Consider the following 11,746-nt stretch of genomic DNA (forward strand, 5'->3'; position numbering starts at 1 on the left):
GTTGCCCTGTCAGGGGCCCAGGTCGAGAGAGGTTGTTGGTCGTGGACGAGAGGTCGAACCGACCGGATCGTGGTCGTGGTGGACCCGGAGGCGGCGGACGCCCCGGTCGGCCCGGTGGACGCCCCTCCGGTGGTGGCCGACCGTCCGGCGGACGCCCACAGGGTGGTCGCCCCAGCGGCGGCCGGCCAGCGGGCGGCCGTGACGACCGGTCCCCTCGACCGGAGCGCGGCGGGACGAACCGCAACGGTGACGACAACACCCGCGGAGGCTCTCGGCTGGTGCCCAAGGAGGGGCGCAAGCCCGAGCCGGCGATCGCGCCGGACGTCACCGGGGCCGAGATCGACCGCAGCGTCCGTCAGCAGCTGCGAACCCTGAGCAAGGAAAACGCCGAGGGCGTGGCCCAGCACCTCGTCATGGTCGCTGCACTCCTCGAGGCGGAGGACCTGGACGGTGCCCTGGCGCACGCCGAGACCGCAGTGCGACGGGCGGGCCGTGTCCCGGCGGCTCGCGAGGCCTTGGGCTTCGTGGCCTATCGGATGGGCGACTTCGCGCGCGCTCTCACCGAGTTTCGGACCGTGCGTCGCCTGAGCGGCTCGTCGCACCTGCTGCCCCTCATGGTCGACTGCGAGCGTGGCCTGGGCCGTCCGGCGCGGGCGCTCGAGCTCCTCGGGTCGCCGGAGGCGCGCCAGCTGGGCCAGGAGGAGCAGGTCGAGCTGCTCATCGTCGGGTCCGGGATCCGTCGTGACATGGGTCAGCCGCAGGCCGCCGTGCTGGCACTGCAGGGTCAGGTCGACAAGGTCGGCAACAAGCCCTGGGCGGCCCGCGTCTGGTATGCGTACGCTGACGCGCTCCTCGAGGTCGGCCGCGACGACGATGCCCGGGCTTGGTTTGCCAAGGCAGCAGTGGCCGACCAGGACGGCGAGACGGACGCGATCGAGCGGGTCGAGGAGCTCGACGGTGTCCGCCTCGAAGAAGTCGCCATCGCCGAGGGTGAGGGCGAGGCGCCGGGGTCGGCGTGACCCCCTTCGGCCTGATCTCCGGCTACGACGGTCTGGTCTGTGATCTCGACGGCGTCGTCGTCGCCGGGCCCACGGTGATCGAGCACGCGGTCGAGGCGATCAACGCCCTGCCCGTGCCCGTGGTCTTTGCCACGAACAATGCCTCGCGCAGTCCGCATGCGGTGGGCGAGGTACTGCGGTCTCTCGGGGTGCAGGTCCGTGACCAGCTCGTGCTGACCTCGTCGCGGGCGGCCGCGCAGGTGCTCGGCGAGCAGCTCCCGCCGGGGAGCGCTGTCATGGCCGTGGGCGGCCCTGGGGTGGCGGAGTCCCTGGACGAGGTCGGGCTGCTCCCGACCGTTCCCGCTGACGGCACCGCCGTCGTCGCCGTGCTCCAGGGATACGGAGCCGGGGTGACCGCTGCGGACCTCGGCGAGGCCGCCCACGCCGTGCGCGCGGGCGCACGGTGGGTCGTGACGAACGAGGACGCCACCCTGCCCACCGAGCGTGGGCCGGCTCCGGGCAACGGAGCGCTCGTGGCTGCAGTGCGTCGCGCCGTGGAGGTCGACCCCGAGGTGATCGGCAAGCCCCACCCGCCGATGTACTCCATGGCGGCGCGATGCCTGGGCGTCGAGCCGGCCGGACTGCTCGCCGTGGGAGACCGGCTCGAGACCGACATCGCGGGTGCGCACGCCACGGGGATGGACGCAGCCCTCGTGCTGACCGGAGTGCACTCGGTGCGAGATGCCGCATCGGCTCCGCCGGAGAGGCGGCCCACCCACGTCATCGCCGACCTGCGGGGTCTGCTCGAGGAGTACCCGGAGGCGCGGCGCGACGGTTCGTGGTGCATCCGTGGCACCGGGCGAGCGACGTGGGACGGCGGTCTCGTCGTCGAGGGGGAGGGCCTCGACGCGGTGCGAGCAGCACTCGACGTGCTCTGGCAGGAGGTCGACGCCGGCCGCATCAGTGCTGACACCGCGGGAACGCTCCTCGGCAGCGGGTAGCGTGGTGCCACCCGACCCCGAGGAGTGACGTGGACCCCCTACGCGGACTCATCCACCTGGGACTGAAGGTCACCGAGACCACCCTGGACCGTGCGCTGGACGTCGTGCGCCTCGCCGACACCCTGCTCGTCACCACGGCTACGACGCCGACGAGTGACCGGGAGACGGTCGAGTCGGTCTGGCCCGAGGAGGAGCAAGCCGATCTCGACGCGCTCAGCTCGACGCTGCGAGCACGAGACGAAGGGGGCGCCGGCGCCGCCACGAAGGCACCGTCGAAGAAGGCTGCAGCCAAGAAGGTGCCGGCGAAGAAGATCGTGGCGAAGAAGGCGCCCGTGAAGACCGCGACGAAGAAGGCGCCCACGAAGACGGCGACGAAGAAGACTGTCACCCGGAAGACTCCGGCCAAGAAGGCCTCGGCCAAGAAGGCGCCGGTGAAGAAGACCGCGGCGACCCCGGAGGTGGACCCCGGTGCCTGAGGACCAGACCGACACGACCTCTGAGGTGACGCCGGCCCCGGAGACGGGGGACCTGGTCGTCGACTCCGCACTCACCGACCTCGACGCCGTCGACACCGCAGACCTCGATGCCGTGCTGGCGGCGGGCGAGGCCGTCCACGCGACCTTGACCTCACGGCTGTCGGACCTCGGGTCCTGATCGCGTGACCGAGACGTCGAGGCTCGACCAGGCCCTGGTGGAGCGAGGTCTGGCGCGCAGCCGCAGCCGGGCACGTCAACTCGTGGAGGCCGGGGAGGTCACGGTCGACGGCGTGCCCGCGACGAAGGTCTCGGCGCGCATCTGCGTCGGTGCGGACCTGCGCGTCACCTCCGACGGCGACCACTGGGTCGGTCGAGCCGCCGCCAAGCTCCTCGGCGCGCTGGAGAGCTTCGACGCGGTCGTGGCCGGGCGCCGCTGCATCGACATCGGCGCGTGCACCGGGGGCTTCACCCAGGTGCTGCTCGAGCACGGGGCGGCGCACGTCATCGCGCTCGACGTCGGCCACGACCAGCTCGCCCCGCAGCTGGCGGCCGACCCGCGGGTGCGGGACCTGAGCGGCACCTCGATCCGCGGGCTGACGAGCGAGGACATCGGCGGGCGCGTCGAGCTGGCCGTCGGGGACCTGAGCTTCATCTCCCTTCGACTCGTGCTGCCGGAGATCCACGGGCTGCTCACGGACGAGGGAGAGGCGGTGCTGCTCATCAAGCCGCAGTTCGAGGTGGGCCGGCACGGGCTCGGCCGTCGCGGGGTCGTCACCGACCCCACAGCGCGACGAGAGGCGATCGAAGGGGTGCTTGCCGGGGCCGCCGAGGCCGGCTTCGCTGTGCTGGGACTGGCTCGTAGCCCCCTGCGCGGGGGAGAGGGCAACCACGAGTACCTGGTGCACCTGACCCGCCGGAGCGGTGTCGGGCTGACGTGGCAGGCTCAGCAGGTGATCGCCGAGGACCTGGCCCAGGAGGAGGCACGATGAGCGCGACCCGACGTCGGGTGCTGCTGCTCGCGCACCCCGGACGACCCGAAGCGCTGGAGGTCGCGATCGGCGTGGCCGACCGCCTGACCGAGGCCGGGATCGAGGTGCGCCTGCCGGCGGGCGAGCTCGCGGACACCACGCTGGGCCGCCACCCCGTCGTCGTCGTCCACGACGGCGACGACCCGGCCGCCGACGTCGAGCTCGTCGTCGTGCTCGGCGGTGACGGCACCATCCTGCGCGGGGCCGAGACGGCCCGCAGCGCCAACGTGCCGGTGCTCGGGGTCAACCTCGGGCACGTCGGCTTCCTGGCCGAGGCCGAGCGCGAGGACGTCGAGGCCACGGTCGACCACATCGTCGAGCGGGCCTACGACGTCGAGGAGCGGATGGCGCTCGACGTCGTCGCGACCCTCGACGGGCGGGAGATCGCTCGCAGCTGGGCGCTCAACGAGGTCACGGTCGAAAAGGCCTCGCGCGAGCGGATGCTCGTGCTCACGGTCGAGATCGACGGCCGCCCCCTGTCGACGTGGGGCTGCGACGGGGTCGTCATGGCCACCCCGACCGGCTCGACGGCCTATGCCTTCTCGGCCGGCGGACCGGTCGTCTGGCCCGGGGTCGAGGCGATGCTCGTCGTCCCGATCAGCGCCCACGCGCTCTTCGCCCGGCCGCTGGTCGTCGCGCCGACCTCGGACCTCGCGGTCGACCTCGTGCCCGGTACCGAGGGTTACGGGGTCCTGTGGTGCGACGGGCGCCGCGCGGTCGACCTGCCCCCCGGCGCGCGGATCGAGGTGAGCCGCTCGGCCCAGCCGGTCCGGCTCGCCCGGCTCAGCCGTTCACCCTTCACCGACCGACTCGTCGCGAAGTTCGACCTCTCCGTCCACGGGTGGCGCGGCCGCTCCCGCCAGGGCGGCTGACATGCTGCGCGAGCTGCACATCCGCGACCTCGGCGTCATCGAGGACGCGACGCTGACGCTCGACCCCGGCCTGACGGTCGTCACCGGTGAGACGGGAGCGGGCAAGACGATGGTCGTCACGGGGCTCGGTCTCGTGCTCGGAGGGCGGGCCGACGCCGGTCTCGTGCGCTCGGGGAGCGACGAGGCCGTCGTCGAGGCCGAGCTCGAGCTCGACGCGGACCACCCCGCGCGACGGACCGCCGAGGAGGCCGGGGGCGTCGCCGACGAGCCCGAGCTGCTGCTCAGCCGCACGGTCTCTGCCGTCGGGCGTTCCCGCGCCCACGTCGGCGGCCGCCGGGCCCCCGTCGGCGTGCTGACCGACCTCGGCGAGGGCCTCGTCGCCGTCCACGGACAGGCGGACCAGTGGCGCCTGCGGCGCCCGGCGCAGCACCGGGCCCTGCTCGACGTCTTCGGCGGTGATGCCGTGGCCGGCCCCGCCGAGCAGGTGCGGGAGGCCTTCGCGGCATGGCAGGACGCGAAGGGGGAGCTCGACGAGCTCGTCGAGGGCGAGCGCACCCGCCTGCGCGAGGTCGAGCTGCTCACCCACCAGCTCGAGCAGATCGACGAGGTCGACCCGGCCGCGGGCGAGGACGTCGAGCTGGCCGCCGAGGCGCAGCGCCTGGGCCACGCGGAGGAGCTGCGCACCGGCGCGGACTCCGCGCACCGACTGCTGTCCGACCCGGACAGCTTCGCCGGTGACGACGTCGTCGGCCGGATCGCCCGGGCCGCGGACGAGATCGGCCGGATCGCCGAGCACGATCCGGAGCTCGCCGACGTCCAGCGGCGTCTCGGGGAGGTCGGGGTGCTCGCCGCCGACCTGGCCACCGACCTGTCGGCCTACGCGGCCGACGTCGAGGCGGACCCGACGCGCCTGGCCGGGGTCCAGTCCCGCATCGCAGCCCTGCGGGAGCTGACCCGACGCTACGGGGACGACATCAGCGCCGTGCTCGCCCACCGCGACGAGTCCCGCCAGCGGCTGCTGCGCCTGCAGGGAGCCGACGAGCGCATCGAGGAGCTGACCGAGCAGGTCGCTGCCTCGGCCGCGCTGCTGGCCGAGCGGGTCGTCGCGCTCACCCACGCGCGGACCGAAGCCGCTGAGCGGCTGTCCGCAGCGGTCGAGCAGGAGCTCGGCCACCTCGGCATGGCCAAGGCCCGGGTCGAGATCGTCGTCGAGCCCCGCGCCGAGGGCGGGCTCGAGATGCCCGGTCCCAGCGGCGAGACCCTGCGCGTGTCCCCCGAGGGCGCCGACACCGTCGAGGTGCGGGTGGCCGCTAACCGGGGTACGCCCGCGCGCTCGGTCGCCAAGGCGGCCTCCGGGGGAGAGCTCAGCCGGATCATGCTCGCCATCGAGGTGGCGACGGCGGGGTCGGGACGCAGCCAGGTCCCCACCTTCGTCTTCGACGAGGTCGACGCCGGGGTCGGCGGACGGGCCGCGCTGGACGTGGGTGCGCGGCTGGCCGCGCTGGCTCGGACGAGCCAGGTCATCGTCGTGACCCACCTGGCCCAGGTGGCGGCGCACGCCGACCGTCACCTCGTCGTCCACAAGGCCCACGGTGACCAGGTGACGTCGAGCGGGGTGCGGGTCGTCGAGGGCCGGGAGCGCCTCTCCGAGCTCTCCCGGATGATGGGTGGAGACGACTCGAGCGTCGGTCTGCGGCACGCTGAAGAGCTGCTCGAGCAGTGTCGGCGATGAATCCGCGGCGCTTCATGGGACGATGCACCGGATGGCCCTTCGACTGACCCGCGACGCGTCCCGTGAGCCGGTACTCCCCGGACTCCACGGTCCCGTGAAGGTCGACCGACGCACGAAGGACCTCACGAAGCGTCTGCGGCCCGGCGACATCGCCGTCATCGACCACACGGACATCGACCGGGTGAGCGGCGAGGCGCTCGTCGCGTGCCGCCCGCTCGCCGTCGTCAACGCGGGCCGGTCCATCAGCGGTCGCTACCCCAACGTCGGCCCGAGGATCCTCATCGACGCCGGGATCCCGCTGCTCGACATCGAGGACGAGACGATCATGTCCCGGCTCAAGGACGGGGCCCGCGCCGGTCTCGACGGGGACACCCTGCACCTCGAGCGCGGGGAGAGCATCACCGGCCGGCTCTGGGAGGACGCCAGCCTCACGCCGGCCATGGAGGCCGCCCGGGCCGGGCTGAGCGACCAGCTCGAGGCCTTCGCGGCCAACACGATGGAGTACATCAACCAGGAGCGGGACCTGCTCTTCGACGGTGTCGGTGTCCCGAAGATCGCGACCGACCTCTACGAGCGTCACGTGCTCATCGTCGTGCGGGGGTACCACTACAAGGAGGACCTGGCCGCCCTTCGCCACTACATCCGCGAGTACAAGCCGGTCCTCATCGGCGTCGACGGCGGGGCCGACGCGCTCGTCGAGGCCGGGCACCGGCCCGACCTCATCGTCGGCGACATGGACTCCGTCTCCGACGCCGTCCTCAACAGCGGTGCGGAGGTCGTCGTGCACGCCTACCGTGACGGCAAATCGCCCGGGGTCACCCGGGTGGAGTCGCTCGGCGTGACGCCGGTGCTCTTCCCCGCCATGGGCACGAGCGAGGACATCGCGATGCTGCTCGCCGACGACAAGGGAGCCACGCTCATCGTCGCCGTCGGGACCCACGCGACGCTCGTCGAGTTCCTCGACAAGGGGCGGGCCGGCATGTCGAGCACCTTCCTCACCCGGCTGCGGGTGGGGAGCAAGCTCATCGACGCGAAGGGGGTCAGCCGCCTCTACCGCACCCGGATCTCGTCGTGGTCCCTCGTCGGCCTCGGCATCGTCTGCCTGCTCTCGCTCTTCGTCGCCCTCTGGGCGACGCCGACCGGACAGGCCACACTGCAACTGCTCGGGGCTCGTTGGGACGACCTCTGGGCCTTCGTCGAAGGACTCCTCACGTGATCGACTTCAGGTACCACCTCGTCTCCCTGGCGGCTGTGCTCATCGCGCTGTCGATCGGGATCGTTCTCGGTGCCGGGCCCCTCAACGACAACATCGGCAGCACCCTGTCCGGAGAGGTCACCAAGCTGCGCCAGGACAAGGAGCAGCTGCGGGCCGAGAACGCCGACCAGCGGCGCCAGATCGAGGGCCGCGACGCCTACGACGAGCAGACCCTGCAGGCGGTCGTCTCCGGCGAGCTGACCGACCGCCGCGTCACCGTGGTCTCCCTGCCCGAGGCCGTCGACGACGACGTCGACGCGGTGCGCACCACGCTCGAGCAGGCCGGCGCGAGCGTCGGCCCGAGCGTCGAGGTCTCGGCCGACTGGGCGCGTGACGACGACGCGGCGACGAGCGAACGCACCGAGGTCGGCGAGGCCGCGCTGGACGACCTCGGGGTCGAGCCCGCGGTGCCCGACGGCGCCCAGCAGATCGACCAAGCGCTCGCCACCGTGCTCACGGCCACGGACCAGCGGGGGAGTGGGACCGTGACGGACGCGGCCCGCGACAAGGCGTGGACGCGGCTCACCGAGGCGGACCTCGTGGACGGACCAGACGACACGCCGCGGGCAGCGGACCTCGTCGTCGTCATCGGCGGACCGGTCCCCGCGACCGACGCCGCTGAGGGGGACACCGTCGACCGGGCCGCCGAGCGGACCGCAGGTGCCTGGGTCGCCCTCGCCCACCTCATCGAGGTCCGTGCGGACGGCACCGTGCTCGCCTCCGCAGAGGCATCCACCGGCACCGGTGACGCCTCCCCGGTCACCATGGCCAGGACCCGCGGCTCCATGGCCGAGGGCGTCTCGACCGTGGACGTCCCCGCCGTCCCCATGGGCCGGGCGGCCATCGTGCTCGCCCTCGTCGAGCAGCGCGAGGGCGCCTCGGGGCACTACGGGCTCGGCCAGAGCGTCGACGGGCCGCTCCCGGCCACGTCGTGAGGCACATCGCGGCCGCGACGACCACGGTGGTCGCCGCACGGGCGCTCACGAGCGGGTGGCAGCTGCTGGGGCGACGCACCCGGGCACGCTGGGCGCGCACCAACCACGCGGGCCGTGAGGTCACCCTGCTCGAGGGACCCACGGCCGTCTCGGCCGCTGTCGCCGGAGTGCTCGTCGGACCCCGGCCCACTCCCTCCGCGGTGCTGGTCCTGGTCGTCCCGGGCCTGCTCGGTGCGCTCGACGACCTCGTCGGTGACACCGGCACCAAGGGGCTGCGCGGACACCTGACCGCCCTGCGGCGCGGCCGGGTGACGACCGGTGCGCTCAAGATCGGCGGGATCGGGGCCACCGGCGTCGCCGCGGCCCTGCTGGAGCGGCGGCCAGCGGACGCGTGGACGATGCCGGCCGTCGACGCGGTACTCGTCGCGGGGAGTGCCAACCTCGTCAACCTGCTCGACCTGCGCCCCGGTCGTGCCCTCAAGGTCACGACCGCGGCCGGACTCGCCCTGCTCGCGCCCGGGCGCTCCCGATCCATGGCCTCGGCCCTCGTGGGGGCGGCCGCCGTGCTGCCGGAGGACCTCGCCGGCGAGTCGATGCTCGGAGACTGCGGTGCCAACGCCCTCGGCGGGCTCCTCGGCCTGGCCGCGGTGCGCGGTCTCGGCCCGCGAGGGCGGCTCGTGGCCGCCGCGACCGTCACGGGGCTGACCCTCGCGTCGGAGCGGGTCAGCTTCACCCGGGTCATCGAGTCGACCCCCGGCCTGCGCGAGCTCGACGCCTGGGGGAGGCCGCGGTGAGCCGGGTCGCCCGGGACGCCGGCACCGTCGCCGTCGTGACCGCGGCGGCCCGCGTCGTCGGCTTCCTCAGGTGGCTCGTCTTCGCCTGGGCGGTCGGGGCCACCGGGGTCGGGACCGTCTACCAGACGGTCAACACCGTGCCCAACATCGTCTACGAGATCGCTGCCGGAGGGATCCTCGCGGCCGTCGTCGTGCCGCTCGTCGCCCACCGGATCGCGACGGTCGAGGGAGCGGGCGCTGATCGCGAGAGCGCCGACGACGTGGCCTCCGCGCTGCTGACCCGGGCACTCGCCGTGCTCCTCCCGCTCACCCTCGTCATCGGGCTCGGCGCGCCACTCATCAGCCGGGCGCTGCTTGGGGACCTCGAGGTCGACGGGGCCGTCGACCTCGGCACGCGGCTGCTGCTGCTCTTCGCCCCCCAAGTGCTCCTCTACGGTCTCGGCATCGTCGTCTCGGGGATCCTGCAGGCGCACCGGCGCTTCCTCGCGGCGGCGCTCGCCCCGCTGCTCTCCAGCATCGTCGTCATCGCGACCTATCTCGCGTGGGCGCTGCTCGTACCGCCCGGCACCTCACCCGCGGAGGTGACGACCGGCGAGCTGCTGCTCCTCGGCGGTGGGACGACCCTCGGCGTGGTGGCACTGTCGCTGCCGCTCCTCGTCGTGGCGCTGCGTGCCGGCATCCGACTGCGCCCGCGGTGGCAGCTCACCCCGGAGAGCGCCCACCGGGCGCGTCAGCTCGCCGGGGCCGGCGTCGTCGCCCTCGTGGCCCAGCAGGTCGCCGTGCTCGTCACGCTCGCCGTGGCCAACCGCATCGGAGGGGACGGCACGCTCGTGGTGCAGAACTACGTCCAGGCCCTGTACCTGCTGCCCTACGCCGTGCTCGCCGTGCCCGTGGCGACCGCAGTCTTCCCCGTGCTGGCCGCGGCGGCCGACGGGGACCCTTCCGACGGGGCGACCGGCACCCTGGCCGCTGCGCTGCGCGCCGTCGTCGTCCTCTCGGGCGCGGCAGCCGGGGCGCTCGTCCTCGCGGCCGAGCCCATCGGCACGGTCTTCTCCGCCATCGATCGTGACGGCGGCTCGACGGCGCTGACGAGCATGCCGGCCGCGGTGGTCGCCATGGCCCCGGGACTCGTGGGCTTCGGACTCTCCGCGGTGGCCCTGCGAGCGCTCTACGCCCGCGGGCGGGCCCTGACCGCCGGTGCCGTCATGGCCGTCGGCTGGCTCGTCGCCGCCGGCCTGCCGGTGCTCCTGCTCGAGCCCGGCGCCGGCCCAGAGCGGACCCTCGTCGTCCTCGGCGCGGCCTCGAGCCTCGGCATGTGGGCAGCAGGCGCGGGACTGGTCGTGCGGGTGCGGCACGACTGGGGGCGCCAGGCCCTCCAGCGGCTCACGACCTCGCTCGTGCTCGCCATCGGTGTCCTCGTCGTCGCGGCTGCGGGGCACGTGCTCGCGGCCGACCACTGGCCGACCTCCACCCCGGCGGCCGCACTCAGCGGTGCCCTGGCCGCCGTGGGCCTCGCGGGTGCCACCCTCGCCGTCGGTGCGGCAGGCGATCCCTCCCTTCGTCGACGGGCGCCCGGGATGGCCCGCCTCGCGGGACGGAGGAGCCGATGAGGGTCCTGCTCTGCCTGGCCACCGCCGCCGGCGGCATCGGCACCCACGTCGCCGACCTCGCCCGCTCCCTCGCGGCGGTCGGCCACGACGTGCACGTGGCGACCGACCCCGGGACCCGGGCCCGGTTCGACCTGCCGGGCACGGCCCCACTGACCGTGGGAGAGGTGCGCCGACACGCGCGCGGCGCCGACGTCGTCCACGCCCACGGCTTCCGTGCCGGCCTCGTCGCCGCGACGGTGCTGGGTGGTCCACCCACCGTGATCAGCCTCCACAACCCCGTGCGCGGCTCCGGGGCCTCGCCGCGACGCCTCGTCGGGCAGACGGTCGCGCAGGCAGTGATGCGCCGAGCCGACCTCGTCACGGGTGCGAGCAGCGACCTCGTCTCCGACGCCCTGGCCATGGGTGCCCGCCGGGCCGAGCTGGCCGAGGTGCCCTCGCCACGGGTGCCGGCGCTGCTCGCCACGGACCGTGAAGGCTGGCGCGCCGACCACCGGACCGACCTGATGCGCCACCACGGTCTCGAGCCGGACGTGCCCCTGGTCCTCACCATCGCCCGCGTCGCCCCGCAGAAGGGCATCGCCGTGCTGCAGGCGGCCGCGGAGGGAGCCCCCGGCCAGTGGGCGCTGCTCGGCCCGGGGCAGGAGGCGCTGCCAGCCGGAGGAGAGCTGCACCGGCTCGGGGAGGTCCGCGACGTCTCACCCTGGCTGCTCGCCGCAGACGCCCTCGTCGTGCCGAGCGAGTGGGAGGCCCGAGCGCTCGTCGTCCAGGAGGCGATGGCCGCCGGGACACCCGTCGTCGCCCGACGCGTCGGGGGCCTGCCCGATCTCGTCGACGGTGTCGGCCTGCTCGTCGAAGGCGACGACGACCTCGTCGTCGGGCCCCTCGCGCGGGCCGTCACCGCCACGCTCGAGCACCCGGACCGGGCAGCGGCGGCGGCCGCGCGGGCCCGGCAACGGGCTGCGACGTGGGACGGGCTCGAGGAGAGCGCAACTCGGTGGACCCTCAGGTACCGAGCACTGTCCGACGTGACGTAGATTGGAACCCC

Annotated in this window: 12 protein-coding genes; all 12 read left to right on the top strand. The window is 73.9% G+C overall.

The features are described from left to right. Window positions 1–278 precede the first annotated feature (278 nt). From CWN80_RS14185 to CWN80_RS14240, 12 genes are read left to right on the top strand one after another with little or no spacing between them, the layout of a single operon-like run. The gene (locus tag CWN80_RS14185; RefSeq protein WP_007928212.1) at window positions 279–1,019 is read left to right on the top strand and encodes a tetratricopeptide repeat protein; all 741 of its coding nucleotides are present in this window, start codon (window positions 279–281) and stop codon (window positions 1,017–1,019) included. Next, a complete protein-coding gene (locus CWN80_RS14190) occupies window positions 1,016–1,999 on the top strand; it encodes an HAD-IIA family hydrolase (protein ID WP_007928213.1) in 984 nt (327 codons plus the stop codon). The genes CWN80_RS14185 and CWN80_RS14190 overlap by 4 nt, the downstream gene beginning before the upstream one ends. 29 nt (window positions 2,000–2,028) lie before the next feature. Then, window positions 2,029–2,475: a hypothetical protein gene (locus CWN80_RS15580; RefSeq protein WP_007928214.1), complete on the top strand. Its 447-nt coding sequence runs from the start codon at window positions 2,029–2,031 to the stop codon at window positions 2,473–2,475. Beyond that, the gene (locus CWN80_RS14200; RefSeq protein WP_007928216.1) at window positions 2,468–2,653 is read left to right on the top strand and encodes a hypothetical protein; all 186 of its coding nucleotides are present in this window, start codon (window positions 2,468–2,470) and stop codon (window positions 2,651–2,653) included. The genes CWN80_RS15580 and CWN80_RS14200 overlap by 8 nt, the downstream gene beginning before the upstream one ends. A 4-nt stretch (window positions 2,654–2,657) precedes the next feature. Next, window positions 2,658–3,464, top strand: coding sequence for a TlyA family RNA methyltransferase (locus CWN80_RS14205; protein ID WP_007928218.1), 807 nt, complete (start codon window positions 2,658–2,660; stop codon window positions 3,462–3,464). Continuing rightward, window positions 3,461–4,375 carry an NAD kinase gene (locus CWN80_RS14210; RefSeq protein ID WP_007928220.1) on the top strand — a complete coding sequence of 305 codons (915 nt, stop codon included), beginning with the start codon at window positions 3,461–3,463 and terminating at the stop codon, window positions 4,373–4,375. Before CWN80_RS14205 ends, CWN80_RS14210 begins: the two co-directional genes overlap by 4 nt. Before the next feature lies 1 nt (window position 4,376). Then, window positions 4,377–6,107: a DNA repair protein RecN gene (gene recN / locus CWN80_RS14215; protein WP_007928222.1), complete on the top strand. Its 1,731-nt coding sequence runs from the start codon at window positions 4,377–4,379 to the stop codon at window positions 6,105–6,107. A gap of 31 nt (window positions 6,108–6,138) precedes the next feature. Continuing rightward, window positions 6,139–7,323: a putative cytokinetic ring protein SteA gene (gene steA, locus CWN80_RS14220; protein WP_007928224.1), complete on the top strand. Its 1,185-nt coding sequence runs from the start codon at window positions 6,139–6,141 to the stop codon at window positions 7,321–7,323. Continuing rightward, window positions 7,320–8,297 (top strand): copper transporter, encoded by a 978-nt coding sequence (locus CWN80_RS14225; RefSeq protein ID WP_007928226.1) that lies wholly within the window; start codon window positions 7,320–7,322, stop codon window positions 8,295–8,297. Before steA ends, CWN80_RS14225 begins: the two co-directional genes overlap by 4 nt. Continuing rightward, a complete protein-coding gene (locus CWN80_RS14230; protein ID WP_007928227.1) occupies window positions 8,294–9,091 on the top strand; it encodes a hypothetical protein in 798 nt (265 codons plus the stop codon). Before CWN80_RS14225 ends, CWN80_RS14230 begins: the two co-directional genes overlap by 4 nt. Then, a complete protein-coding gene (gene murJ, locus CWN80_RS14235) occupies window positions 9,088–10,701 on the top strand; it encodes a murein biosynthesis integral membrane protein MurJ (RefSeq protein WP_157986937.1) in 1,614 nt (537 codons plus the stop codon). Before CWN80_RS14230 ends, murJ begins: the two co-directional genes overlap by 4 nt. Continuing rightward, a complete protein-coding gene (locus CWN80_RS14240; protein WP_128277463.1) occupies window positions 10,698–11,735 on the top strand; it encodes a glycosyltransferase family 4 protein in 1,038 nt (345 codons plus the stop codon). Before murJ ends, CWN80_RS14240 begins: the two co-directional genes overlap by 4 nt. Window positions 11,736–11,746: the final 11 nt, after the last annotated feature.

Source organism: Janibacter hoylei PVAS-1 (assembly GCF_004025845.1).
GTDB classification, from domain to species: Bacteria; Actinomycetota; Actinomycetes; order Actinomycetales; family Dermatophilaceae; genus Janibacter; species Janibacter hoylei.

Bases quoted from the DNA above. Each gene is read 5' to 3' on its own strand.
- CWN80_RS14240 (WP_128277463.1), top strand. From the start codon at position 10,698: ATGAGGGTCCTGCTCTGCCTGGCCACCGCCGCCGGCGGCATCGGCACC.
- CWN80_RS14210 (WP_007928220.1), top strand. From the start codon at position 3,461: ATGAGCGCGACCCGACGTCGGGTGCTGCTGCTCGCGCACCCCGGACGA.
- recN (WP_007928222.1), top strand. From the start codon at position 4,377: ATGCTGCGCGAGCTGCACATCCGCGACCTCGGCGTCATCGAGGACGCG.
- steA (WP_007928224.1), top strand. From the start codon at position 6,139: ATGGCCCTTCGACTGACCCGCGACGCGTCCCGTGAGCCGGTACTCCCC.